At 58.6% G+C, this 26802-nt stretch carries 21 protein-coding genes; 13 read left to right on the forward strand and 8 right to left on the reverse strand.

The features are described 5' to 3' along the window. The first annotated feature begins 49 nt into the window (after positions 1-49). The 8 genes from RM533_RS03070 (at position 50) to RM533_RS03105 (ending at position 9366) form a co-directional block, all read left to right on the forward strand. Complete coding sequence (locus RM533_RS03070) at positions 50-1081, forward strand: substrate-binding domain-containing protein (protein WP_311339746.1); 1032 nt, start codon at positions 50-52, stop codon at positions 1079-1081. Between the two features lie 37 nt (positions 1082-1118). Continuing rightward, the gene (pstC, locus tag RM533_RS03075) at positions 1119-2501 is read left to right on the forward strand and encodes a phosphate ABC transporter permease subunit PstC (RefSeq protein ID WP_311339747.1); all 1383 of its coding nucleotides are present in this window, start codon (positions 1119-1121) and stop codon (positions 2499-2501) included. 7 nt (positions 2502-2508) lie between these two features. Then, positions 2509-3780 carry a phosphate ABC transporter permease PstA gene (gene pstA, locus RM533_RS03080; RefSeq protein ID WP_432265028.1) on the forward strand — a complete coding sequence of 424 codons (1272 nt, stop codon included), beginning with the start codon at positions 2509-2511 and terminating at the stop codon, positions 3778-3780. A gap of 8 nt (positions 3781-3788) precedes the next feature. Further along, positions 3789-4598, forward strand: coding sequence for a phosphate ABC transporter ATP-binding protein PstB (gene pstB / locus RM533_RS03085; RefSeq protein ID WP_311339749.1), 810 nt, complete (start codon positions 3789-3791; stop codon positions 4596-4598). Beyond that, positions 4598-5272 (forward strand): phosphate signaling complex protein PhoU, encoded by a 675-nt coding sequence (gene phoU, locus RM533_RS03090; RefSeq protein WP_311339750.1) that lies wholly within the window; start codon positions 4598-4600, stop codon positions 5270-5272. Before pstB ends, phoU begins: the two co-directional genes overlap by 1 nt. Before the next feature lie 35 nt (positions 5273-5307). Continuing rightward, complete coding sequence (gene phoB, locus RM533_RS03095; protein ID WP_311339751.1) at positions 5308-6003, forward strand: phosphate regulon transcriptional regulator PhoB; 696 nt, start codon at positions 5308-5310, stop codon at positions 6001-6003. 156 nt (positions 6004-6159) lie between these two features. Continuing rightward, positions 6160-7797: a mechanosensitive ion channel family protein gene (locus tag RM533_RS03100; protein ID WP_311339752.1), complete on the forward strand. Its 1638-nt coding sequence runs from the start codon at positions 6160-6162 to the stop codon at positions 7795-7797. Between the two features lie 42 nt (positions 7798-7839). Then, complete coding sequence (locus RM533_RS03105) at positions 7840-9366, forward strand: phospholipase D family protein (protein WP_311339753.1); 1527 nt, start codon at positions 7840-7842, stop codon at positions 9364-9366. Positions 9367-9401: 35 nt separating this feature from the next. Here RM533_RS03105 and RM533_RS03110 read toward each other — a convergent pair whose 3' ends face one another. The 3 genes from RM533_RS03110 to RM533_RS03120 all read right to left on the reverse strand — a co-directional run bounded on the left by RM533_RS03110 (position 9402) and on the right by RM533_RS03120 (position 13753). Further along, positions 9402-11339 (reverse strand): glycosyltransferase family 2 protein, encoded by a 1938-nt coding sequence (locus tag RM533_RS03110; protein WP_311339754.1) that lies wholly within the window; start codon positions 11337-11339, stop codon positions 9402-9404. Further along, positions 11336-12628 carry a glycosyltransferase family 61 protein gene (locus tag RM533_RS03115; protein WP_311339755.1) on the reverse strand — a complete coding sequence of 431 codons (1293 nt, stop codon included), beginning with the start codon at positions 12626-12628 and terminating at the stop codon, positions 11336-11338. Before RM533_RS03115 ends, RM533_RS03110 begins: the two co-directional genes overlap by 4 nt. Before the next feature lie 153 nt (positions 12629-12781). Next, positions 12782-13753 carry a phosphotransferase gene (locus RM533_RS03120; protein ID WP_311339756.1) on the reverse strand — a complete coding sequence of 324 codons (972 nt, stop codon included), beginning with the start codon at positions 13751-13753 and terminating at the stop codon, positions 12782-12784. A 309-nt stretch (positions 13754-14062) separates the two neighbouring features. Between RM533_RS03120 and RM533_RS03125 the strand changes: the two genes are divergently transcribed. Then, a complete protein-coding gene (locus RM533_RS03125) occupies positions 14063-15886 on the forward strand; it encodes an ABC transporter ATP-binding protein (RefSeq protein WP_311339757.1) in 1824 nt (607 codons plus the stop codon). 79 nt (positions 15887-15965) lie between these two features. On the opposite strand, the gene RM533_RS03130 is transcribed toward RM533_RS03125, so the two are convergent. The 3 genes from RM533_RS03130 to RM533_RS03140 all read right to left on the reverse strand — a co-directional run bounded on the left by RM533_RS03130 (position 15966) and on the right by RM533_RS03140 (position 19492). Continuing rightward, positions 15966-17171: an acetyl-CoA C-acyltransferase gene (locus RM533_RS03130; protein ID WP_311339758.1), complete on the reverse strand. Its 1206-nt coding sequence runs from the start codon at positions 17169-17171 to the stop codon at positions 15966-15968. A 63-nt stretch (positions 17172-17234) separates the two neighbouring features. Further along, positions 17235-18419: an acyl-CoA dehydrogenase family protein gene (locus tag RM533_RS03135; protein WP_311339759.1), complete on the reverse strand. Its 1185-nt coding sequence runs from the start codon at positions 18417-18419 to the stop codon at positions 17235-17237. After that, positions 18416-19492, reverse strand: coding sequence for an acyl-CoA dehydrogenase family protein (locus RM533_RS03140; protein ID WP_311339760.1), 1077 nt, complete (start codon positions 19490-19492; stop codon positions 18416-18418). Before RM533_RS03140 ends, RM533_RS03135 begins: the two co-directional genes overlap by 4 nt. A gap of 296 nt (positions 19493-19788) precedes the next feature. Between RM533_RS03140 and RM533_RS03145 the strand changes: the two genes are divergently transcribed. The 3 genes from RM533_RS03145 (at position 19789) to RM533_RS03155 (ending at position 22420) form a co-directional block, all read left to right on the forward strand. Then, the gene (locus RM533_RS03145; RefSeq protein WP_311339761.1) at positions 19789-20262 is read left to right on the forward strand and encodes an Lrp/AsnC family transcriptional regulator; all 474 of its coding nucleotides are present in this window, start codon (positions 19789-19791) and stop codon (positions 20260-20262) included. A 1-nt stretch (position 20263) separates the two neighbouring features. Next, positions 20264-20749, forward strand: a complete 486-nt coding sequence (locus RM533_RS03150; protein WP_311339762.1) for an Lrp/AsnC family transcriptional regulator — start codon at positions 20264-20266, stop codon at positions 20747-20749. A gap of 105 nt (positions 20750-20854) precedes the next feature. Then, positions 20855-22420: a FadD3 family acyl-CoA ligase gene (locus RM533_RS03155; protein ID WP_311339763.1), complete on the forward strand. Its 1566-nt coding sequence runs from the start codon at positions 20855-20857 to the stop codon at positions 22418-22420. A gap of 85 nt (positions 22421-22505) precedes the next feature. Here the strand turns inward: RM533_RS03155 and RM533_RS03160 are convergent, their stop codons facing one another. Further along, positions 22506-23609 carry an aromatic ring-hydroxylating dioxygenase subunit alpha gene (locus tag RM533_RS03160; protein WP_311339764.1) on the reverse strand — a complete coding sequence of 368 codons (1104 nt, stop codon included), beginning with the start codon at positions 23607-23609 and terminating at the stop codon, positions 22506-22508. A gap of 118 nt (positions 23610-23727) precedes the next feature. Here RM533_RS03160 and RM533_RS03165 point away from each other — a divergent pair, with 118 nt between their 5' ends. Further along, positions 23728-24570, forward strand: coding sequence for a LysR family transcriptional regulator (locus tag RM533_RS03165; protein WP_311339765.1), 843 nt, complete (start codon positions 23728-23730; stop codon positions 24568-24570). 23 nt (positions 24571-24593) lie between these two features. Here the strand turns inward: RM533_RS03165 and RM533_RS03170 are convergent, their stop codons facing one another. After that, complete coding sequence (locus RM533_RS03170; RefSeq protein WP_311339766.1) at positions 24594-26684, reverse strand: RelA/SpoT family protein; 2091 nt, start codon at positions 26682-26684, stop codon at positions 24594-24596. Positions 26685-26802 lie beyond the last annotated feature (118 nt).

The following is a 26802-nucleotide window of genomic DNA, read 5'->3' on the forward strand; positions in this document are numbered from 1 at the left end:
GTTGCCTGCCCGAATTATACGAAATTACGTCACAGGGGGTGTCCAGAGCATGAAGACTGCCATCGGCCTCTCGCTCGTCGCTGCTGCCGCGCTTTCCGCATGCTCTGGTCAGAACGCTGCATCGCGCGATCAGATCAAGGCTGTGGGATCTTCCACTGTATATCCGTTTGCAAAGATCGCGGCCGAAGAGTTCACGCGTGACTTTCCGCAATTCCCCTCTCCCATCATTGAGGCCACCGGGACGGGCGGCGGCATCAAGCTCTTCTGTTCAGGTGTAGGCGTGCAATACCCCGATATCGCCAATGCGTCCCGCCGCATGAAAGCTTCGGAATACGACACCTGCAAGGCTAACGGAGTGGACCCGGTCGAGGTCGTGTTCGGCAAGGACGGGGTGGCGATCGCTTCTGCCGCAGATGGTATCCGGCTGGACCTGACGGTGCGGGAATTCTACCAAGCAATTGCGGCTGAACCTTTTGGTCAGCCCAACACTGCGCAGCGGTGGAACGACATCAACCCGGCCTTTCCCGATGAGCCAATCCTCGTCTACGGCCCTCCCCCGACATCGGGAACCAGGGACGCTCTTGCCGAACTGATCATGACAGCCGGCTGCAGGACAGATAATGCAACAGCCGGGCTCAAGGAAACACAAGAAGACCGCTTCGAACGCATCTGCACCGAAGTACGCACAGATGGCCGGTTTGTGGAACAGGGTGAGAACGACAACCTCATCGTGCAAAAGCTGGTGACAAACCCCAAGGCAGTCGGCGTGTTCGGTTACAGTTTTCTTGAAGAAAATGCCGATCGGCTACAGGGGCAAACGCTCGGTGGTGTTGAACCTGACTATGAAAACATCGCCAGCAATGCCTATCCCGGCGCAAGACCACTCTACCTTTACATGAAGAAGCAGCATATGGAGGCAGTTCCGGGGCTCAAGGATTACGCCGCCACATGGGTCGACATCTGGGGCAAGGATGGCTTGCTGGCACGCAAGGGCATGATCGCATCATCGCCGGGCGTGCAGCTTCGCAACAAACAGCTGATTGCAGCCATGACCCCGCTTGATCCTGCCGAACTCAAATGAACCTGCAGATCAAAGCTGCGCCTTTGAGGACAACTGCATGTCCCCTGTGATCCTGATGCTGCTTGCGCTCGGGCTTGCGCTATCCGGCTGGCTTGCAGGGCGATCGCGTGCCTGGAGCATGGCGGCAGGCACTTCCGACCGGATGGCCGCATTGCCGGCCTATCATGCCTGGTATGTCGGATTGTGGATTTTCATCCCCTGCATCCTTTTTGCATTGATCTGGGCAGCATTGGCACCGCATCTTGTCACGCAGGCGATGCTGGCAGATCCGGCGGCAGCATCCCTGCCGCAGTTTGGCCTGTTACGACAAACGATCTTGGCAGAGGCTTTGGCTGTGGCGCGCGGCGATGCAACAGGCGTGTTCCATCCGCTGGCCGAGGCGCTGGTGGAACCGGCAAGCGCGGCGCTGGACAGGTATGGCACCATCGGCATTGCAGTCATGTTGCTGATCGCTTTTGCCGCAGGCGCGTTTTCATTCCTGCGCATCCGACCGGATTTTACCGCAAGAACCCGGGTAGAGCGCGTTGTCATGGCCGTACTGTTGCTGGCATCGTTGGTGGCAATCCTGACAACGCTTGGCATACTGCTGTCGCTGGTGATTGAAACCATTCGATTTTTCAGCATGGTTTCGCCGCTGGACTTTTTATTGGGGACGCAATGGTCTCCTGATCCGATGCGAGATGCCGGTTTTGTCGAAGGCGAGGATTATGGCGCTCTGCCCTTGTTCTGGGGCACCATCTACATCGGCGTAATCATCGCGATGATGGTTGCAATCCCCCTGGGGCTGTTCAGCGCGATTTTCCTGACGCAATACGCCACGCCCAAACTGCGGCAGTGGCTCAAGCCAATGCTGGAGATCCTCGCCGGTGTGCCAACCGTCGTGTATGGGTATTTCGCTGCCCTTACCGTTGCTCCGGCAGTACGGGACTGGGCGCAGGCAATCGGGATCGAAAATGCCAGCAGCGAGAGCGCCTTGGCAGCAGGCCTGGTGATGGGCGTCATGATCATTCCGTTCGTGTCCTCCATGGCCGATGATTCCATTGCCGCAGTGCCAGGCGCAATGCGCGATGGCAGCCTTGCCATGGGTGCCACGAAGTCAGAGACGATCCGCAAGGTGCTGGTCCCCGCGGCGCTTCCCGGCATCGTCGCAGGCGTGATGCTGGCAATCAGCCGCGCCATCGGCGAGACGATGATTGTCGTCATGGCCGCAGGCGCTGCTGCCAACCTCACGGGCAATCCACTGGAGAGCATGACGACCGTCACCTATCAGATCGTCGCGTTGCTCACCGGCGAAGGCAGCTTCGATCATCCATCAACGCTTTCCGCGTTTGCCCTTGGCATGGTTCTGTTCACAGTAACCCTGGCTCTGAACTTCATCGCATTGCGCGTCGTGAAGCGTTATCGTGAAGCCTATGAGTAAGCTTGGCATGTCAGACAACGCCTCACCTTTTGCAGCTGACGCACGCTTGCAGCACAACCGCCGGATCGCCGCGCATCTTGCGAGGCGCTATGCCGCCGAACGTCGGTTCAAGGCGGTCGCGGTACTGTCGGTCGTGGTTTCGATCACCGTTCTTGCGTTCCTGCTTGTGTCGATGACCTGGCAAGGGACTGGTGGGTTCACCCGTGCTGAACTGGAGGTCTCCTTCAATCCTGCGCAAGCGGGGGTCACCGTTGATCCTGCGATGTTCGCAAATGGCAATGGCATCAAGATCCTCAAAGATGCAGGACTGGAAGAAAAGCTGCACGCCCATGTTGAGCAAGGCTACGGACCGCAAGTGGCGCGCCAGCTTGCCGGGTCTGCATGGCGCGGCATGGCAGCTGAGCTGATCGCAGACCCGGCCCTGCTGGTCCGGACGCAGAGTTACTCCTTGCCAGTAACCGAGACGCTTGCAGCAGCGATGCGCGGTGAGGGTTCGCCACAATTGCGGAACATTGCAGACCGTCTGAAAGCGACAGGCGTGCTTGGCGACCGGTTCGACTGGGGCTTTCTTGCCCGGTCCGATGCCACTGATTCTCAGGAAGCAGGCATCTGGGGCGCGCTCAAGGGTTCTTTGCTGACGATGCTGGTGACGCTTGCACTTGCTTTTCCAGTCGGCGTGCTTTCCGCTGTCTATCTGGAAGAATACGCGCCGAAAAACCGCTGGACAGATGTGATCGAGGTTTCGATCAACAATTTAGCGGCGGTCCCGTCGATCATCTTTGGCTTGCTGGGGCTCGCTGTATTTTTGACGATCTTCCCCAATTATCGCTCTGCCCCGGTGATCGGCGGCATGACGCTGGCGTTGATGACGATGCCTGTTATCGTGATATCGGGCCGGAATGCGATCAAATCGGTCCCTCCTTCGATCCGCAATGGGGCTCTGGCGATCGGTGCGTCACGCATTCAGGTGGTGTTTCACCACGTGCTGCCGCTGGCCCTGCCCGGCATCCTGACAGGCACCATCATCGGCATGGCCCGTGCCCTGGGTGAAACGGCACCTTTGCTGATGATCGGAATGCGCGCCTTTGTGGCCACTCCGCCCGACGGGTTCACCTCGCCTGCAACGGTGTTGCCGGTTCAGATCTTTTTGTGGTCGGACGAGATCAGTCGCGGCTTTGTCGAGCGAACCTCGGCAGCCATCATTGTGCTGTTGATCTTTCTTCTGATGATGAACGGAGTGGCGATATATCTGCGTAACCGTTTTGAAAGGCGTTGGTGAACATGCAAATGGCTGATGCAATTGCTCATGAAGAAACAGCGGATCCGTTTGCAGATGCCGGCCCTGCCAAAATGAGCGCGCGCAATGTATCTATCTTCTACGGTGACAAACAGGCGATCGATGATGTATCGCTGGACATCCATACCCAGTATGTGACGGCATTCATCGGCCCGTCCGGTTGCGGGAAATCGACCTTTTTAAGATCGCTGAACCGCATGAACGACACCATTGCTTCTGCGCGGGTCAAAGGCGAGATCCTTCTGGACGGGGAGGACATCTACCGCTCGAGGCTTGACGTGGTGCAGCTGCGCGCACGGGTCGGCATGGTCTTCCAGAAGCCGAACCCTTTCCCCAAATCGATTTACGAAAATATTGCTTATGGCCCGCGCATCCACGGCTTGGCGTCAGGTAAGGCGGAACTGGACCAGATCGTCGAAAAATCGCTTCAGCGCGCCGGCTTGTGGGACGAGGTGAAAGACCGGCTCGGCGACTCCGGCACTGCCCTGTCGGGCGGGCAGCAGCAGCGTTTGTGCATAGCACGGGCGATTGCCGTAGACCCCGAAGTGATCCTGATGGATGAGCCGTGTTCCGCGCTTGACCCTATCGCAACTGCCCGGATCGAGGAATTGATCGATGATCTGCGCGGCCGATACGCTATCGTGATCGTCACCCACTCGATGCAGCAGGCAGCGCGCGTTTCGCAACGGACGGCTTTCTTCCACCTAGGAAAAATGGTGGAATACGACAAGACGAGTGAAATTTTCACCAATCCTCGCGAAGTACGAACGAAAGATTATATTACCGGGCGGTACGGATAATGATGGAACATACAGTCAGAGCGTTCGAAGATGACATTACGCGCCTGCGCGGCCTGATTGCGGAAATGGGCGGCCTGTCCGAAGTTTCCGTGCAGGAGGCGCTTGACGCGATGGTGAATGGAAACGAGCAGCTTGCCGAACAGGTCATCGAACGCGACAAGCGCATCGATGCGCTCGAGATGGAAGTGGACCGCCTTGCCGTGCGGATCATTGCCTTGCGTGCACCGATGGCCGACGATCTGCGCGAAGTGATTGCCGCGCTCAAGATTGCAGGCGTCGTGGAGCGGATCGGAGATTATGCCAAGAACATAGCCAAACGGGTAGGAAAAATCGAAGGCCGCCGGCATTTCGAGCCTCTTACTCTGCTTCCGGCGATGGGGGACATTGCCACGCAGATGGTACATGATGTGCTGACCGCCTATGCCGCGCGCGATCCGGTCCTTGCGCGCAAGGTTATCGCCACAGACAAGAAGGTCGATGCGTTCTACGACAGCATCTTCCGAAATCTGGTTACGCACATGGTGGAAAACCCTGCCACCATCAGCAGCGCTGCCCAATTGCTGTTCGTCGCTCGAAATATAGAACGTGTCGGCGATCACGCGACCAATGTTGCAGAAATGGTCCATTTTGCCGCGACCGGCAACTACCCCCCCGAAGAGGATCAGAAGGACTGACAGCAACGGTGTCCTCGGCCGGAGACAAGCCGCGCTTGGCGGCGAAACCGCAGCTCCTCCTGGTCGAGGATGACAGAGCCTTGGCCGATCTGGTGCGGTTCCACTTCGAGGCGCAGGGGTATAGGGTGCTTTCCACTCCTGATGGCGATGAGGGGCTGCTGCTCGCCCGGGAATATCTGCCCGATGTGGTCATCCTCGACTGGATGGTGGAAGGCACGAGCGGCCTCGAGATCTGTCGTCAATTGCGCAGCCTTGGTCCGCTTTCCCACGTGCCTATTGTCATGCTGACGGCGCGGGGCACTGAAGATGACAAGGTACGCGGACTGCAGACCGGAGCCGATGATTACCTCACCAAGCCGTTTTCCCCGCGCGAACTCATGGCGCGGGTCGCCGCAATCCTGCGGCGGGTTCGCCCGGCGCTCGGGCGCGAGGAACTGACGGCCGCGGACATAATTCTTGACACCGGTCGACATCTGGCAAGTCGAGATGGCAAGCCGCTGAAGCTTGGACCGACGGAGTTTCGCCTGCTCAGTCACCTGATGGAGCATCCCGGACAGGTCTTTTCACGCGGTCAACTGCTGGACGCAGTCTGGGGGCAGGACAGGGACATCGAAATGCGCACGGTTGATGTGCACATCCGCCGCCTGCGCAAAAGCCTCGCGATGTATGGCGGATCCGACCCTATCCGCACTGTGCGTTCGGCAGGTTACGCATTCGATGCCGCTGGTTGATCGCTGTTCTTCAATTTGCAGCGCGAGGCATGCTCTGGTGAGTTGAGACAGCTTGCTTGACCGAGCGGGTCTGAACAGCCATTCCGCCGCGATGGTAAAAAACGCCTCCCTTGCGAAACTCTGCACACCCTGGACCAGGGCACGGGTTTACACCTGATGATTCATGCTGTGTCTCGTTGGCTCATCCGCTTCTGGATCATTCTTGGCTGTGCTGTGCTGGCAACTGTTCCCGCCGCTGCGCAAAGCCTTGTGCCTGCCGAGGAAGCGAAGGCCCCGGTGCAAGAGAGCGATGCATTTGGTCGCGAAACTCCACGCAGCACGGTCACCAATCTGCTGTCGGCGCTTGCTTCAGATGATTTTACCAGGGCGGCCAATTATCTGATCGCGCCGGACAAGGACGACGCCAGCCAAGAGCCAACGCAGGACGAGATTGAAACCGCAGCACGGCTTGCAGCAAAGCTGAATGCGCTGCTCGATGCCGGCGGCAGGCTGACACCTTTTGCCCGGCTTTCCAATGATGTTGCCGGCAGTATCGACGATGATCTTCTGCCGCAGCTGGAGAATATCGGCTCCCTTTCCTTGGCCAACGGGGAAGAACCGATCCTGCTGCGCAAATATGCCGATGCAGGCTGGCGCATTGCACCTGAAACGCTTCAAATCGTGGAAGCTGCATCTGCGGACGAGGAAAACCCGGCGTCGCAGACGTCCTTCCGAGTCGCCGGTGCGCCTGTGCTCGACTGGCTCCTGTTGCTTGGTGTGGCGATCGGCACCTTCCTGGCGCTCCGCCTGCTTGCCCAGGCCATCATCGTGATTTTTGACCGCATCCTCGGCTCGACGCGGCAGAGGTCCATCTTTCGTTTCTTGCATGCAGCAATGCCGCCGCTGGCGCTGTATGCCTCCGTGCTTATCTTTTATTCCGTAGCCGGCAAGATCGAAGTCGGCATCATCGTGCGCCAAACCCTTCTGCGCTACGCCGGGATCGTGGCCTGGGTGGCACTTGTCTGGTTTCTGCTGCGGCTGGTCGATGCAGTTGCCGGCTCTGTAATGCTTCGCATGCACAGGGCCGAGCGACGCCAGGCGGTATCTATCGTGACATTCCTGCGGCGGGTGGCAAAAGCCATCCTGTTTGCCGTAGCCGCGATTGCGGTGCTCGATACCCTGGGGCTTGATGTAACCACCGGCATCGCGGCTTTGGGTATCGGCGGCCTTGCGCTTGCGCTGGGTGCGCAGAAAACCATCGAAAACCTGGTCGGTTCGGTGACACTGATTGCGGATCAACCTTTCCAGGTCGGCGATGCGGCGCAGATAGGAGATGTTTTCGGCACGGTCGAGGATATCGGCATGCGTGCGACCCGTGTTCGAACCCTGACCCGCACGCTGGTTTCCATCCCCAATGGCAATCTGGCAAGTGACAGGATCGAGAATTATGCGCTGCGTGATCAGTTCCTGTTCCGACATGTCATTGGCGTCAGCTACAGCACTGACGCAGACCGGATGGAACAGGCACTGACCGCCATCCGCACCATTCTTCGCGATGATCCCGACATCATAGATGATGATGCGAGAGCAAGGTTTATCGGCTTTGCCGAAAGTACGTTGCAGATTGAGGTGTTCGCCTATTTTCGCACGACGTCATTTGTGGATTCGCTCGCCATGCAGGAAGCATTGCTCCTGACCATCATGCGCAAGCTGGCGCAACTGGATGTCCAGATCGCTTTCCCGACCCGCACCATAGCCCTGGCGCGTGAACAATTTACACGGTTGCGATCCGCTGAGGACCATGTCGATGGTTGAAAATGATCTGCCTGTCTGTCTGCATCCTGGGACCGGCCCAGCGTGAAGCGGCGCCTGAACCCCTTTGCTCTGCCATCATTGGCAGATCGCCCGATTTCCCACGCGATCAAAGACACAGCTGACACCACCTTGGGCAAGCGCGTTGAGCCGCTTTGCGCGCAGCATCCCGGCAATTGCGGCGTACGCCTGCTGACTTTCGGCAAGGATGCCTTTGCGGCGCGCGCGCTGCTCGCGCGGGCGGCAGAGCGAACTCTCGATGTGCAGTATTATATCTGGCACGACGATCTTTCCGGCAATTTGCTGCTTGATGAATTGCGGTCCGCTGCAGCGCGTGGCGTGCGGGTGCGGCTGCTGCTCGACGATAATGGTATCGGCGGACTTGATGAGGTCCTGGCGGAGCTCGTCACGCACCGCAACATTACAGTGCGCATCTTCAATCCCTTCAAGATCCGTTCACCCAAGGCAGTCAACTTCCTCTTTGATTTCCGGCGGCTCAACCGACGGATGCATTCCAAGAGTTTCATCGTTGACAATCAGGTGGTCATCGTGGGCGGCCGCAATACCGGCGATGAATATTTTGATGCGCGACAGGACGGGCTTTTTGCCGACATGGACGCCATGGTAATCGGTTCCGTGGTGGAAGAGACATCTCATCTGTTCGATTGTTTCTGGAACAGCCGATGGGCATTTGCGGCGCAATCCATCGTGCATTCCACCAGCGAGGACAACAAGCAGGCCGTGCGTCACCGAGCAGCGCTCGGCAGCGACAGCGTCGCAGCGCACCGCTATCGTCAGGCCCTGCAGGAACGCCCGATTTTCGAGGCGCTCAAGGAAGGTGCCCTTGACCTTCAATGGGCACCGATGCGGCTGATCGCTGACGATCCGGAAAAAGTCGCTGGCATCGGCACGCGCGGCAGCAACATGCTTGCTGATCTGTCGCAGATGATCGGGCAGCCGCAGGAGGAGCTGGACCTGATCTCGGGCTATTTCGTGCCAACGGTCGCCGGCGCCCGCCGGTTCATCGATTTGGCGCGGCAAGGCGTCACGGTGCGTGTGCTGACCAACTCCTACGCCGCAACCGATGTGGCGGTCGTGCATGCGGGCTACGCTCCATACCGCAAGCGCCTGCTGCGCGCAGGGGTGCAATTGTTTGAAATGCCTGCGCCTGGTGATCAGCCGAAGCGAACGCGCAAGTTTGTTCGCGGTGCAGCCGGTGGGTCACAGGCGCGCGCAGTCACCGGATCGACCTTGCATGCCAAAGCGTTTGCTGTCGATCGGCAGCGGCTGTTTGTCGGGTCCTTCAATATCGATCCGCGATCGGCCAATCTGAACACCGAACTTGGCGTGGTCATCGAAAGCGAAGTGCTTGCTGGCCGCATCACGCACATATTCACGGATGAAATTGCGAAGAACAGCTACCGGCTCGCGCTGAACGACAATGACGATATCTGCTGGATAGATGAGCGCGATGATGAACCGCGGCAAGAGGCGGTGGAGCCTGGCACCTCGGTGCTGTCGCGCGCAATCGTCAACATCCTCTCGCATTTGCCCATCGAACGTTACCTCTGACGCTGCGCAGAATTCTGGCGGCGTGCATTAACCCGTCACCCGGCACGTGCGCCCAGCCACAACTTGGCCGGGATCATCGTCCTCAGCCGCTTTACCGTTGGCGCAATGCGGCTCTGCACTGCGTTGGGCAGCAGGGAAAAAGCAAGCCATGCGGCCAGACGGGGCTCTGATGGATGCGCGGCTATCGCTTTTGCCAGATGTATGCGTGCAGCGCGGACATTGCCAACGGGCGATTCCAGATGCCGACGCGCACAATCAAGATGGTAGAGATGCTTGACACCATGCGCGCGTGCCTCCCAGCCATGCAGGTCAAGAAAGGCCAGACGCGCGGCCATGTTGGCATCAAAGTTGCGCGACCGACGGGTCTGCTCCGCATTGTTCCCGGTGGTCTGGCGCGACACGATCAGCGGCTCTGCCACAAAATCAATGTCGTAGAAGGTCGCGATGCGGACCCAAAGATCGTGATCCTCATTGGCGAGCAAGGCTTCGTCGAAGGTGCCGACAGTCTGGAATACCTGCTTGCGGACAAGAGTGCTGCTGGTAGCGAAATGGATCACATTGTCGTGCAACATTGCCGCCATCTGCCCGCCCCTTGCGTGAGGCGTCCACTCTTCATCGCCACCGTCCCAGCGTAAAATTGCGCCTGTGTAGAACAGTCCCACCCTGTCAGGCCTGCACAGCGCCAGATCAACCTGCTTTCGCAGCTTGCCGGCAAGCCACAGATCATCGGAATCGAGAAACGCAATCAGCGATCCGCGCGCTTCGCTGATCCCGCGATTGCGCGCGGCTGCGACGCCTTTGTTAACCTCCTGCCGCAGATAGCGGACTCGCCGATCCCCGCGCCGTGCCACCGCGCCCTCCACATCCTCAGTAGAGGCATCGTCAACGATCAGCACTTCGAAACTGGGGTAATCCTGCGTCAGAACACTATCCAGCGCGGCAGACAGCAAATCCACCCGGTTGAACGTGGGGATGATGACGCTGATCAAGGGCAGTGCTTCTGCTTCCGAAGAACGGTCACAATCCTCAGATACCCGCGGCACGGAGGTAATATGCTGCGAGCTTTGCCTCGCTTTTACCGCTGATGTGGCGATTGATCGCGCATGCTGCAGGCGCGCCTTCATGCGATCTGCGCGGGTTGGTCGGTTGCGCCTTGCGCCAGTTCGTGCGGAAATTTGCACTGTTTCGGCGCGGTCCTGCGCCTCATCGGCAAGCGCTCGATAAGCCTTGTACAGCGGCAGGCGGTAGTGCCCTGCCCTGCCATCCTTGTGCAATGCGTCTTCAATGCCGGCAATTACGCTCAGGCGCGAGCGCAAGCCATCTGGGGTAAGGCGATGCCCGCTTAACGAAACGGCGTCCCCCGGCAATCGGCGGTAGTACGCGGTGGCATCCGCAGCTTCGATCAACGCAATGCCCGCTACCAGCGCCCGCATCATCAGATCGCCGTCATCATCCACGGAGACTTCCGGGTTCCACCCGCCGCTTTGCCGATAGGCGTGCTGCGACCACAGCACCGAACAGGGCGGATGATACCAACCCGTTAGCCAGGCGGACAAGGGGTCCTGCCCCCGACGCGGGGCGCAGGAGGCAGGCTTTGCCCGCCATGCGGAACCGATGCGTTCATATCGGCGCCAGGGACAGCACGCGATCGCCTCTGGATTATCGCGCAGCACGCCGCCAAGTTCCTGCAGCACCGTCGGCCCCAGAAGGTCGTCTGCATCAAGAAACATGAAAGCGTCGCCCTTCGCCTGCGCCACGCCAGCAAGCCGCGCACGTGATGCACCGGGCGTCTTTTCATGCAGAACCCGCACCGCATCCCCGAACGACTGCGCAATAGCCACGCTGTCATCGGTAGAGCCATTATCCACCACCAGGATCTCGGCAGCGGCAGCAGTCTGGTTCAGCACGGATCGGATCGTCTGCGCCAGAAATGCATCGGCGTTGAACACGGGAATAATGACGGAAATCCTCACAGGCCTAATGTTCCTGCTCCCGCTGCGCTTTCGACAGACCGGTCAAGAGCGGCCAGTGCGCTTTCAACGAGCTGTGTTCGAACGGTCATGTCACGTCGTAGCGGATCTGCATCACTGGCCACTACTTCAGCCGGCACAAGACCGTAATGATGCCCCATGGCACAGGCGACTGCATAGAAGTTGGGATTGGGAAAACCGAGCCAGGCGATCTCCAGAATGTGTGCGCCGGGCGGGCAGAACATCATGTTCGTCATCCCCGCACCATGAGGCGCCGCAAGGACGCTGGTCTGCGCCATCAGTTCAACCTGCGAAGCAAAATCATGCTCCTCCATATACACCCGCTCAAATCCGGCATCACGGAACAACGGCCAGATCTCCTCCTCATTGGCCAAACGCCGGATGCCAGCCTTGCCTCTGCTGATATAGATCCTGCGCTGCGGCGCCGGGGCGTCCCGCGGTGCAATCGCGCTGCGTACAGGTTGCAGCAGTTCAGGGCGGAAGCGGTCCGTTCCAAGGAAGGTAAATGCCTCCACATGCAGGCACTCGCCTGGCTCGAAACGAGAAAAAGCCGCAGGATCGAGATCCATCATGCGCAGCGATGCGTCCATCGTGGAAGTCAGATGCGTAGGCAGCAGCACTTCGCCAAGCTCGCCTCGTTCCTGCAACATGCAGAGCTTTGGCAGATGCGCCGTCAGCCAATGGGAATGGTTGTCATATACCCGTTCGCAGATCCAGGTTGCGCGCCGGATCCGCCGGATGGCCGGACGGCTGCGCAACACCTCTGCGTGCCGGTTGCGAAACTTGATCTCACGCAGATCGATTGCCCGGCCATCGCGGGAGAGGATTGCCGGCCAATACTCCTGCCGATCATCGACGAATGACACGATGGTGGCGTCGGGAATGGTAGCGATAAAGGTTTCCTCGCTGATGCGCTGCGGCACATCATGCATGGAATAGCCCCACCAGCCCGCATCACGCGACAACGAACTGCGGTCATCGGTGGTGAAAGGAAGCGGATTGGTGACCTGTTCACGCCTATGGATAAGTTCGAATTCGGCCGCACGGCCTTGCGCCTGCATCCGGGCAACATGGCTCTGCACGGATTCCGGCGGGCAGTGACGCCAGCCCACGCGATGCGGCGGCAGGCCTGCCTCGACCGCCACCTGGCATCCCTGACGCGCAAGCTGGCGCAATCGCGTCACCGCCTGGCGTCCGAAACCGCCGGGTTCGTTGTTGCGTGCTGTCACGACTGACCTTTTGCGTGCATCTTGAAAATTGCCTTTTGTCATCAGCTGCTGGTAGCGTCAGTTGACTGCAAGATGCAGGAACGCCGCGACCATGTCGTTCTGCCCTCGCCTGACTTCAATATCGCTGCCGTCCTGCACAGGCTTACCCGAAGCCTGCACGGGTCGCCAATGCACATGATTATTGTTTCTCAACGCTTAACCGTGACTGATTGACGCGTCAGATCCATGCACCGCACCGGCAAGCAGCAAAAGCATCTGCGCGTAAGTGCGAAAGAAGTGTATCTGCTGCTCATTTCCCAGAATTTGGGGCGCAAGGCAAAGCGAGGAGAAGTTTGCAAATGTGCGGGTATCGACGGGCAGGCGGCCAAGCATCGCCAGAAGATAGGCAAGATCAAAGCCATGGTGTCCCGGCCTCATGAACTCGTAATCCACGTTGTAGAAGCGGCTGGTATCATTCTGCACGATCAGATTGACCGTCGTCATGTCGCCGCACATCATGCGACGGGGAATGGGAACCGTTGCGCAAAGATCGACCAGCTCCTGCGCAAGGCGCGACAATCTGTCCCGCCGCGAATGCAACCGCGCCAGAGCGACAGCCTGCGCCTGTCGTCCGTGGTAGCGGCGCTGCTGCATTATCTTGTCCACAACATGTCCCATGATGGTCTTGATCTCGGCAGGCAGCAGAGTGTCCGGTCCCGGCCACAGGGACGCGTGATCGCTAAGGGATTTGTGATCTTCCAGGAAACGCGTCACAGGACCGGCAGAAAAACCATTGTCGATCCACTGCCTAAAGCCGGATCCTTCAACCATTTCCTCAACTGTATAGATCGCGTTTGCTTCAAGAACCTGCGGGAACAGCGCCGGGCGATGCTCCTGCACCCATTGCGCAAGTGCAAGATTGGCGAGCCCCTTGATCGACTGATGGGCCGGGAAGCTGATTTTCAGGATACAGCGGCCATGCACCGGATGATCGATGATGCAGACAATCCGATCTTCGCCGCGTTCGGCAAGAGTATGGATCAAGGTAGCGCCAATTGCCTTTATCACAGCGCCCGCATGTGCCCTTGCCCGTTGCTCGATTGTGCCAAAGGCGTGCTGCAACGGCAAGGAAACGCCTGCATAGGCCGCTTGCAATGCGCGGCCGGCGATCAGTTCATGAAATTGCAAGCTTGCGCACTCCATTGAGCCATTCAAATTCAACCTGTTATGCACCAGCAAGTTCCAGAAGCTTTTTGGATGCGCTGGTCGCATATCAGGTCATTCGCCGGGTTCTTGCCTGCAGCAGGGACTGAATAGATGGTCACCGCGTTGCAGCATGTGACAATGGGCAGCATCTGCCCTATGGGCGGAGCGCAATATCACACAGGCGTCGGTTAGGCTTGTGTGGTTGCTGCCTTTGCAACGGAGCTTTGTCTTTCTTGCTGTTTGGCAGCAGCGGATGTCCGGGGAGATGCCCCTTCGATCAGGAACAGTTGGATGAGTAAATGGGAACAGCGGCTGCCGATTGGCGCTTCGCTCAAGAAGCTTTACAGCCTTCTTTCGCCCAAGGACAAGCGCAACGGGTTGATCCTGTTCGTGCTGATGCTCGTCGGCGCCGTGCTGGAAGTGATTGGCGTTGCCGCGGTTCCGGCATTCGTAAGCGCGGTCGTCAGTCCCGAGCGGCTCGTCGAGGTGCCGCTGGTCGGGCCGGTGCTAAGCCAATATGCAGCGCAGGCTGGCGACATGCTGATCTTCTGGGGTGCGTTGATATTGGTGATCGTATTTGCCGCCAAGAACGCTTTCCTCATCTTCAATTTTCATCTCCAGCTGCGTTATGTAATGAACCGCCGCATGGAACTGTCAGCGCGGCTGATGACTGCCTATCTTTCTGCGCCCTATCATTTTCACCTTGAACGCAACACGTCGGAACTGCTGCGCAACGTCGACTCCGAGGTTAATACTACCTGCACCACGGTTCTAAAGACGATCATGGAACTGGTCACCCGCATGGTGATCCTGATTGCCGTGCTGGCCTTTCTGTTTCTGGTCGAGCCGGTGATTACTTTGGCATGGATGGTGTTCCTCGGCATTATCGCTGCGATCGGCGTTGCGTCGATCAGTAGCCGCCTGCAGCATTATGGCCTTCTGCAGCAGCAGCATCGCACGAAATTCACCCGCGCCCTGTTCCAGGCATTTGGCGGCATCAAGGAAATAAGGGTGCTCGGCCGCGAGCGATATTTCTCTCGTCAGGTTGTCGGCAGCCTTGGCACGATCAATCATGCCATACGCGTCAAATCACTGATCACCCAAGCCATTGCGCCGGTATCGGAAATCGTGGCAATTACCGGTTTGCTGGCGCTTGCGTGCGGTCTTGTGCTGATTGGCCGGCCGACCGAATCCATTCTCATCACGCTTTCCTTGTTCGTCGTGGGATTGGTCCGTCTGCGCGAAGCGTCGAGCGCGGCGATGAACCAATATGCCAATTTGCGGTACAGCCTTGTTTCCATTGAACCTGTTTTTGAAGACCTGAAGCAGCTTGATGGAACAGCCGATGCCCCGGGCACTGCTCCGCGCAGTTCCGTCGCCATTCGTGACAGCGTGTCCCTGCGAGACGTGTCGTTTCGCTACAAGGGCGCGAAAGAAGATGCGCTCAAGGGGCTCAATATGACCATCCCCGCCGGCAGCGCAGTGGGCATCGTGGGCTCCACCGGAGCAGGCAAGTCGACCGTGGTCGATGTGCTACTTGGACTGCTGACGCCTGATCAGGGCGGCGTTTACGTCGACGGGCGCAACCTTACCGAGATAGGCGTGCAGAACTGGCGTGCGACGGCGGGTTATGTGCCGCAGTCGATCTATCTGCTGGATGACACCATCCGGCGCAATATCGCGCTGGGCGTGCGCGATCGGGACATCGACGAGGATCGACTGGACGATGCAGTCCGCCTTGCTCAGCTTGAACAATTCCTGGAGCGGCAGCCCGAAGGGCTTGCTACTGTCGTGGGCGAAAGCGGTGTCCGCATTTCAGGCGGCGAACGGCAGCGCATCGGCATTGCCCGGGCGCTTTACAATCAGCCTGAAGTGGTCATCTTTGACGAAGCAACTTCTGCGCTCGACAATTCAACCGAACGGGCGATTATGTCAGCGGTAGACAAGCTGCGCGGCGACCGGACCATCATCATGATTGCTCACCGTCTGTCCACGGTGCGATCATGCGATCGTTTGTTCTTCCTGAAGAACGGCACGGTAGAAGGTGCAGGAAGTTTCGAGGAACTTCAGCGCGATCATCAGGAGTTTCGCAAGATGGCCGCGGATATGAGCTGATATGGCCTTCAAGACGAGGGCAGATGCGGCAACGGAGCGAAAGCTCATTGCCGCATCTGCCCTCTCTTGGTAGAAGTTATCAGACTATTTCGAACAGTCCTGCAGCGCCCATGCCGCCTGCAATACACATCGATACGATGACATGGCTGACGCCGCGGCGGCGGCCTTCGAGCAGCGCGTGACCGACCAGGCGTGATCCGCTCATCCCGAACGGATGACCGAGCGCGATCGCTCCGCCGTTTACATTCAGCTTGTCAGGATCGATACCCAGCTTGCGCTGGCAATATATGGCCTGGCTGGCAAACGCCTCATTGATTTCAAAGAGGCCAATATCATCCATGCTCATGCCGGTGCGTTCAAGCAGCTTGGGAATGGCAAAGACCGGACCGATACCCATCTCTTCAGGCTCGCATCCCGCCACCTGGAAGCCGCGATAGATGCCGAGGATCGGCAACCCGTCGCGTTCGGCCATGGCACGGTCCATCACGATCTGCGCCGATGCTCCATCGGAAAGCTGGCTGGCGTTTCCGGCGGTTACATGACGCCCTTCCTTAACCAGCAGGCCATCCTTGAATACCGGCTTGAGCTGGGCAAGCTTTTCGGCTGTCGTCCCTGCGCGCACACCTTCGTCACGGTCCAGTGTCACTTCTTTTGAGCCAGCCGGTGTGCCATCCTTTTTAAAGAGTGCCTGGCTCACCTGAATCGGCACGATCTCGTCATCGAACCGGCCAGCTTCCTGTGCTGCGGCAGCACGTTGCTGGCTTTGCGCGGCAAAAGCATCCTGGTCTTCACGCGAAACATCATAGCGGTCCGCCACGATTTCGGCCGTTTCAATCATGGCCATATAGGCATACGGATCACGCTCAATCACCAGTTCGGAGCGATTGCGATGGGTCATGGTATGCTTGTTGAGCGAAAGCGATATGGTTTCAGCCCCGCCTGCCACCGCGCAGTCAAGCTCATCCACCATGATGCCTCGAGCAGCCAGCGCAATGGCGTTAAGCCCGGATGAGCATTTGCGATCAAGCGTGAAGCCTGCGGTCTTGTTCGTGAGGTGACGCGATGCGTGCACCGTCAACCGCCCAAGATTGTAACTTTGCGTTCCATAATGGTTGCCAACGCCCAGATATACATCGTTGATAAGCGCCGGATCAACTCCGGCCCGTTCGATCGCCGCGTCGACGACGTGAGAAGTCAGTCGCGGGGCCTCTGTATCGTTTAGCGCACCGCGATAGGCTTTGCCGATGCCAGTACGGGCAGTAGAAAGAATAGCGGCTTCACGCATGATGATGCACCTTTGACGAGACGAAACACAGGCAGGTTGGTGAATACAAGCTCAACCGAGGCGTCAACCCGCGCCACGAGGCTCGCGCGGCAAGCCCAAAGCGCGTTCGGAAATGATGTTGCGCTGCACTTGGTTGGTTCCACCATAGATGGTGTCGGCACGCGAAAACAAGAACAGGTTGGGCAGCGGGTCGAATGAATAATCATCCTCGCTGGTGGTCAGTCCATCCAATCCGGCGACATCCATGGCCAGCTCGCCCAGATTACGGCGCCAACTTGCCCATTGCATCTTGTATGTGAGCGCCGCACCATCGGGTCGACTGTGGTCTGTGTTGCTCAGCATCCGCAACGCGCCGTACCGCATGAGATAAAGACCTATTTCCGCGTCGGCAATCCGCTGCCGGATCAACGGGTCCTTGGCCGCGCCATTTTCGCGTGCAGCAGCAATCACTTCGTCAAGCTCGATGCGGAAGCCCATCTGCTGGCCAAGTGTCGACACGCCCCGCTCGAAGGCCAGCAAACCCATGGCAACCTGCCAGCCGTTGCCGGGTGTGGAAACAAGGTTCTCTGCGCCCGTGCGCGCACCGTCAAAGAATGTCTCGTTGAACTCGGCGTCGCCGTTGATCTGCCGGATCGGCCGGATATCGATGCCGGGCTGATCGATGGGCATGAGAAGAAAAGTCAGACCCTTGGGGCCCTTGGATCCCTCTTCGCTGCGTGCAACCACAAAGATCCAGTCGCTGATCTGCGCCAGGCTGGTCCAGATTTTCTGACCATCGACCACCCACTCGCCTGTCTCCTCGTCCTGGCGTGCACGAGTGCGCACATTGCCAAGGTCAGAGCCGGCACCGGGTTCGGAATACCCTTGACACCAGATTGTGTTGCCCTTGGCGATGTCGGGGAGGAAGCGTTCCTTCTGCTCTTGCGTACCAAACGTCAGGATCGTCGGGCCGGCAAGCTCGACACCCATGTGGCCGATACGGCCGGGTGCACCGCTGCGGGCGTATTCCTCGGCAAAGATGACCTGCTGCACAAGACTGGCGTCGCGTCCACCCCATTGCTCGGGCCAGCCGATGACGCTCCAGCGTTCCTCACCAAGCCGCTGTTCCCATTCCTTGCGGCGGCCTGCCTTTTCTGTCAGGCCGCGAACGCCGCGGATGTCCGCAAAATCGCCATGCATCTGCGTTGCAAGCCAGTCGGCAACCTCTGTGCGGAAGTCTTCTTCCGCAGCTGAAAATCCAAGCTTCATGCCGCTTCTCCCGTTTGTGTGCCATCGAGCACCATGGCCGCGACCTGCTCACGGTGCCAGTCGCTGGTGCCCAGCAAATTCTGGATCGTCTTGGCGCGCTTGAAAAACAGATGCGCATCGTGCTCCCAGGTGAAGCCGATTCCGCCATGCAACTGGATCATGTCCCCTGCACATTTGAAGTAGGTATCAGCGACGAAGCTCTTGGCGCCATGCAGCGCCAGCGGTGTCTCTGCCGCGTTCTCGTCCACACAACAGGCCGCCCAGTACACCGCGGAACGCGATTGCTCGATGCCTACCATCATGTCAGCGAGCCTGTGTTTGTAAGCCTGAAAACTGCCGATCGGACGGCCAAACTGCACACGATCCTTCGAATAGGCAACAGTGCGGTCAAGGCACGCCTGCGCCCCGCCCAGCGCTTCGGCTGAAAGACAGACCAGACCGGCCTCCAGCGCTGCTGCCAGTGCAGATCCTGCGTTTTCGAGCGGCGTTGCCGATGCACCGTCAAACCGGATGCGTGCCAGTGGGCGCGTCTGATCCATTGTCACCGGCGTCTCTGACCGGACGCCTGCATCGTCTGCACGCAAGACCCAGCCATTGCCGCCATCAAAAACCACCAGCAAACCGGCGGCACCCCCATGCGGCACGTTTTTCACCACACCATCGACTTTGCCGCCGGCAAATCTTACCGCCCCGGCAGTGGCAAAACCAACGCTTGCAATCAGTTCACCTGAAGCAAGCTGTGGGAGAAATTCGCTTTTCTGTTCCTGTGATCCGCCGGCGGTCAATGCACAGGCTGCCATTGCATTGCCCAGCAGCGGCAGTGCCGCGACATTTGCGCCTGCTGCCTCTGCAACACTGGCAAGTTCCACCATACCAAGCTGGGATCCGCCATGTTCTTCAGCGATGACCAGACCGGCAAGCCCGAGTTCGCCTGCAAAGGATTGCCACAATTCAGGATCGATCCCGTTGCCCTGCATTGCTGCGCGCGTGCGGTCGCTGGTCGCATTCTCGTCGAAAAAATCCCGCGCGGTCTGCGCGATCATTTCCTGCTCTTCGGTCAACGCAAAATCCATACAAGCAATCCTGTGTATCTGAACTCATTTGCAGCTGCACAAGGGCATACTGATCCAGGCCCTGCCGCGCAAGCCTACGCAAAACAAATCAAAGAGTGAGATCAACGATCTTCGCCATTGGAGCCAGCGTCCGGCAACGCACTTGCAAAGAAGATGTTGTAACTGACCTTACTTTGCGCAAAGACAACACCGCTACGAGTAGGGCAGCCGCGCTGTTCTGCAGCTCCGTCTATTATCCCGGATTGCGCATTTATCCCGGCAAAGTTACAGCGTGCCCCACCCTAAAAAGAGTGCCGATGAAAAGCCAGTTCCAGTTTGACCATATTGATAATGCCATTGTGCGCGAATTGCGTGCAAATGGCCGCGCCACCAACCAGCAGATCGCCGAGCGCCTGACGCTGACTGCAGCGACGGTTTCGTCGCGCATCAGAAGAATGGAAGACGCCGATGCCTTGCGCGTCATTGCCGTCTCCGACTTTTCTGCTCACGGGTACAACCTGTTGCTGGAAATCGCGATCGAGGTAGGCAATCGGCCGACTTCGGATGTGGCAAATGAACTGGCAGAATTGCCGGAAGTTTTTGCAGCACACATCGTAACCGGCCGCTACGACATCAACCTTCTGGTTGTCCTGCACGATTTCGATGAATTGGCAGACCTGTTGTTGAACCGGATTGCTTCTGTAAGCGGCATCCGCTCCATCACTCCTGCGATTGCCATTGACGCGGTCAAATACAAGTTCGACGTCGCGCCGATTTCGGAGGATAGATGACGTGCTGACCATTGCTGATCTTGATGAACTGGACCGGCGCCTGATCGAAATACTGGGCGATGACGCACGCTTGTCCAACCGCAAGATAGCCGCACGGCTCGGGGTAACAGAAGGAACAGTCCGGGGACGTATCCGGCGCTTGCAGCAGGACCGCATGATCGCTTTTACGGCCATCACCGATTTCAAAGCCGAACAGAAGACGCAACTTGCCTTTGTCGGTATCCAGACCGAAGTGGACAAGGTGCGGGATATTGCACGCACGGTCGCCGACCTTTCGGATATCAGCGGGGTGCTGATTACCACCGGCAGGTTCAACATTCTTGCTATCTGCCTGTTCGATACCTTGCAGATGTTGCAGCGGATCGCGTCCGATGCCATCCTTGCGTTACCCGGCGTAACACATGTGGAAACTTCGATTGCGGTCAAGACAGTCAAATACAACAGCCGCGTGGTGCGCATTACCGAAGCGGACCATGCCAGCAGCTGAGCGGCGCCACTCGTTGAGCAGCGCCTTTAGCGCGACCACAAGCACGCAAGCCGCAAACGACGCTGTGAACGCCTCTCGACCTGTCAGTCAGAAACGGAATTCCCGATGACAAAACATCCTGTTCAGCAATGGACCATGGCCGGACTGGTCGACCGTGCAGCGCGCGAATGGCCTGACCAGTTGGCAGTACACGATGGTGAGCGCCGGCGAACCTTTGCCGATCTTCGCGTGCACAGTCACTCTGCGGCAAAAGCAATAATAGCGCGCGGCCTGGAACATGGCGAGCGGATCGCGATCTGGGCACCCAATGCACTTGATTGGATAATTGTCGCACTGGCCGCAGAACAGGTCGGACTCGTCGTGGTGCCGCTGAATACTCGTTATCGCGGGCGTGAAGCAGCCGACATCCTGCGCCGGTCGCAGGCCCGGATGCTGTTCGCCACACGCGAATTTCTCGGTACAGACCTGCCGGCCCTGTTGGAGGGTGAAGATCTTCCCGACCTGCAAGGCTGTGTCGCGATAGATCCCGATGCTGACGAGCTTGTCCGCTTTGTGGAGAGCGGCAAGATGATCGACGACGCGCAGCTTGCCGCGCGGATTGCCGCTGTAACCCCGGAAGCAATTGCTGATATCCTGTTCACATCGGGCACCACTGGCAAGCCAAAGGGCGTCTTGTGCAGCCAGTCGCAGAACATCCGCAGTTTCCAGGCTTGGTCCGATGCGGTTGGATTGCGGCAGGGTGATCGCTACGCAATCGTCAATCCCTTCTTTCACAGCTTTGGTTACAAGGCCGGGTGGCTTGCCTGCCTGCTTGCCGGAGCAACTGCCTATCCTGTCGCGATGTTCGACGCTGTCAGCCTGCTTTCCCTTATCGAACGTGAGCGGATTACCGTCTTGCCCGGCGCGCCGACTTTGTACCAATCCATGCTGGACGAACCATCGCTTGCGCAGCACGACATTTCATCTTTGCGCCTCGCGGTTACAGGGGCCGCCAGTGTTCCGCCCAGCTTGATCCGCCGCTTGCGCGAGGATCTGGGTATCGACGATGTGCTGACCGCCTATGGCCTGACTGAGGCGACCGGAGTGGTCACTACCACCCGGCCTGATGATCCAGCGGAGCTTATCGCGGTAAGTTGCGGCATCGCCCTGCCGGGAGTGGAGCTGCGCATTGTCGATGGCGAAGGCAATCAAGTGCCGACAGGAGAGCCCGGCGAACTGCTTGTACGCGGTTTCAACGTGATGATTGGCTATCACAATGACCCCGCAGCCACAGAGGAAGCCATAGATGCCGACGGGTGGCTACGCACCGGCGATATCGCAGTGCAGGATGAAAACGGCTATGTCCGCATTACGGATCGCGCCAAGGACCTGTTCATCTGCGGTGGATTTAACTGCTACCCGGCGGAAATCGAGGCGATCCTCATCGATCATCCGGAAATTGCAAGAGCAGCCGTTATCGGCATTCCCGACCAACGCATGGGTGAGGTTGGACAGGCTTGGCTGGTGCTGCGGTCAGGCACGACTTTCGATGAGCCTGCGATGATTGCATGGTGCCGCAGCAACATGGCCAATTTCAAGGTTCCACGCAGTTTCCGGATAGTCGACGAACTGCCCACCAGTGCGTCGGGCAAGGTGCAGCGATTTGCCTTGCGTGAGACGGTGCCGGGCTAACGGCGCAGTTTTCGTAGAAAAAAGGAGCGGGAATGTTCCCGCTCCTTTTCTTGTGTACACCCTGCTTGAAAAATCGGTGTGATTGTCAGGCAACCTGCTTGTCAGCCAACCTTTTTTCAACCGGAATGTCTTCTGGCTTGCGATTGTCCACCATGACAATGCGACCGTTCAGGCGACTGTGGAATTCGCCCGCACGCGCGATCGGATTGTAGAACTGCTTGTACCACAGCCGGCATTTGTCGATCGGCCCGTCACCACGCACCATCATCGGGTTGATGCAGGCACGCTTGTGCGACCAGATCTCGAAATCCTGTGCAAAGGCGTCGAGGCTTGCCTGCTGATATGCGCGAGCAGCCGGAACGTCTTCTGCCGTCGCCTCATGATCGAACTTGACCATAAGCGCATGCCAGACGTGGATTACGCCATCTTCGACAGGAGTATGCGCGATGAGCATGTGCGTCGGATATTCCCCGCGCATGAACGACTGCAGGATGCCCGGTCCTGTATACCAGGTGTCAAGCTCCAGCGGCGGATCGCCTTCCTTGATCAAGGTGCGATGGCCGGCACCGAACATCTGCCACTGCAGGTGATCGTCATATTCATTGTAGAAGTAATCAATGTCGCGCGACCCATGGATCGGCGTGAAATGCGCCATATCGGTCATGTTGTCGACGATCTCGATGGGATGCTGCGGCAGCTCGCCGAGATCGTCGATCTTCCACTGCACCCAGTGCGGATCATCCCACATCGCCAGCGGTGGCAGATCGAAACTGGGCTCGTTGCCTTCCTCGTCGAACCACATCCAGATGACGCCGGCTCGCTCCTCGACCGGATAGGTGCCGATCTTGGCTGCCGCGGGTGGCTTCTGGTCACTGTAGGGGATATTGTCGCAACGACCATCGGGGCCAAATCGCCAGCCGTGGAATGGGCAGCGGATCGACTCGCCCTGGATCCGCTCCTTGTCACGCACGATATAGCTGCTCTCGTTGCGGCCAAGATGCGCACCCATGTGCGGACAATAGGCGTCCACGAGATGCGGCGTGCCACTCTCGCCCCGATAAAGCACCAGATCGCGCGCAAAGTAGCGCAGGTTCATGGGCGCATCTTCCAGCTTGGTTGCGTCGGCGACCATGTACCATCCGCGTCCAAAAGTGAAATCGCCCAACCGGTAATCGGCTGATTTTGCCATATTGTTCAAGCTCCTCATTCTACTTCGGCCAGAACAGAACCGGCCGGGTTCATTTGATTGCACTTTACCACAAAGCGCGGCCTTGCGCCAATCCCACCAGCCGTGCAAATCTGCACGGATGGACTGGGACGATCTGCGCGTTTTTCTCGCCGCCGTGCGCGCCGGAGATTTCACAGGTGCGGCTTCGCGGCTTAACATCGACCGAACCACCGTGGGCCGCCGGCTGCAAAGGCTGGAAGCCAAGCTGGGCATCGATCTTTGGGAACGCGACCGCCGCGGCGCGCTGCCAACAGCGGCAGGACGCCGCCTGCTTGCTACGGCAGAGCAGATGGAACAGGCGATACATACCTTTGCACAAGCATTGCCCAATCAGGCAAGAACCAGACCTTTGCGTCTCGCCAGCGCTCTTGGCCTTGCCCAGTTGGTCATGGAAGAAATTGGCGAAGCACAAGGATCGCTGCCGCTCATCATCGAATTGTCCGCAGTGCGTGACCCGGTCGATGCCTTGCTGCACCGGCACGCGGATCTGGGACTTGCACTGGTCAGCAATCCGTCGCGCGATCTCGCTGGCATCCGTATCGGCACTGTCGCGATGGGGTTCTACGCTGTGCGCGATGATGTAACCAGGCGCGTCGGATGGAGCCGCGCTGCACTGGCCGAACAGCCTTCCGCATGGGCGCGCGTCAACAACATAGAAGATGACCGCCTTGCATGCGAGGTCGATAACCACGCTGCACAGCGTGACGCAATGCTTGCAGGTATGGGCGCTGCGTGGAGTTGGCGCTTCCTTGCGCAGCGGGAGAAAACCCTGCGCGAGGTCCCGCCCCCCGAAAACGAACGCCCGCCAGCCAATGCAAGCCTGTGGCTGCTGCACCGGCCCGCTGCTGGAATAGATCCTGCGACCCGCGATTTTGCGGATCGGCTGGCCGAACTGCTCGCCTCACGCATCTGCGCAGAATAGTGCTGCGCTAACGATACTGCGGCTTAGATCCGATCAGCCTGCACTACCGCATCGCTAGCTCGCAGCGCGCTTACGATACGCGCCAGATGGGCAAGATCGCGCACTTCGACAATCATTTCATATGTGCCGAACAGTTCATCGCGCGATTGCATGGAAAGATGCGTGATGTTCGTGAGATTCGTGCCAAACAGCCCGGTCATTTCAGCAAGTGTGCCCGGCCGGTTGTAGAGCATGACCTTGAGCCGGGCCGCCGCCCCGTCTGTCTGTGGATGCCAGCGCAGGTCGATCCATTCACCGCCCGCATCGTCCGCCAGGGTCAGGCAGTCAATGGCATGCACGTTGACCCCGGCACCGTCCCGTACACCTATGATCCGATCCCCCGGCACAGGATAGCAGCATGGCGCAAGCTGGAATGCAGTTCCCTTTTTTAGACCCTGCACGCGAATGGCGCGTTGTGGCGCCTGCCAGAAGCTGTCCTCGGGCAGGGTCGCGGCAATTCCCGGAACGAGCGCTTCCGACAGTTCTTTTTCACCGATCCGCGTTTCGCCGATGGCCAGCATCAATGCGGCTTCATCAGCCAGACCGAGCCGTTTCAGCGCCGCCTGCAAAGCCTTGCGACCGATCTTCTGAGGCATGCGGGCAATGACAGAATCGTACACTTCAGAGCCAATGCGGATCATCTCCTCGCGTTCCTTTTGACGCAGGGATCTGCGGATCGCCGCCTTGGCCTTGCCACTGACGACGAAATTGAGCCAGTTGAGTTGTGGCTCATTATCGCCGCCCTTGATAATCTCGACGACATCGCCGTTCATCAGCTGGGTGCGCAGCGGCATGTGCCGACCATTAATCCTTGCCCCCACAGCCGCGCAGCCAAGATCGGTATGGACCGCAAAGGCGAAATCTACAGGGGTCGACCCCTTGGGAAGCTGATACAGTGCGCCCTTGGGAGTAAAAGCAAAAATGCGGTCCTGGTACATGGCCAGCTTGGCATGTTCGAGCAGTTCCTCGGCATCCTGTGCGGTGTCGAGAATCTCGATGAGGTCGCGCAGCCAGCCAGCCTGTCCATCGGGAGCTGTGTCGCCCTGCTTGTATGCCCAATGTGCCGCAAGGCCGAACTCATTGGTCCGGTGCATTTCGCGCGTGCGGATCTGCACCTCGATGCGCATGGAATTTTCATAGACCATGGCAGTGTGCAAGGATCGGTACCCGTTCGATTTGGGTGTGGAGATATAATCCTTGAACCGGCCGGGTATCATCGACCAGGTGCGGTGCAGTACGCCCAAGGCGCCGTAACAATCCTGTGGCGTCTCTGTCACAACGCGAAATGCCATGATGTCGGTGATTTGTTCGAAGCTTACGTGGCGCTCCGCCATCTTTTTCCAGATGGAATAGGGGTGTTTCTCGCGTCCGCTGACCTCCACCTCCAGCCCTGCTTCTGCCAGAGCCTGCTTGATCTTCAGCGCGATCTCATCGACCTGCCCGCCTCCCTGACTACGGATCTGCGCAAGCCGGCCAGTGATTGTGCCATAAGCTTCAGGTTCAAGCTGTTCAAAAGCGAGCAGCTGCATTTCTCGCATGTATTCGTACATGCCGACCCGCTCTGCCAAGGGAGCGTAGATATCCATGGTTTCGCGGGAAATACGTCTGCGCTTTTCCGGATTGCGGATGAAATGCAAGGTACGCATGTTGTGCAACCGGTCTGCCAGCTTGACCAGCAGCACACGCAGATCCTCGCTCATGGCCAGGAGGAACTTGCGCAAATTTTCCGCCGCCCGCTCATTCTCGGGCATCTGCTCGATCTTGGAAAGCTTGGTCACACCATCGACAAGCCGCGCGACGTCGGGCCCAAAATTGGCTTCGATGTCTTCTATCGTTGCCAAGGTGTCTTCCACTGTGTCGTGCAGCAGTGCAGTGATGATGGTGATCTGGTCCAGCTTCAGATCGGTCATCAAGCCGGCGACTTCTACAGGATGGCTGAAATAAGGGTCGCCGGATGCCCGCATCTGGCTGCCGTGTTTCTGAAGGGTGTAGACATAGGCACGGTTGAGCAGGGCCTCATCCGCATCGGCATCATAGGCTTTCACCCGTTCGACAAGTTCATATTGGCGCAGCATCTAGCGTCAGATGTCACCATTATTCCCGAGTTTGCAACGGGCATCTTCGGCAGCAATGATAAACGCTGCCTTGCCCGCCGTGATGCCGCTGCGTTAGGGCCCCTTTGCTTAGGCGGCA

Source organism: Croceicoccus esteveae, assembly GCF_031846435.1.
GTDB lineage: Bacteria > Pseudomonadota > Alphaproteobacteria > Sphingomonadales > Sphingomonadaceae > Croceicoccus > Croceicoccus esteveae.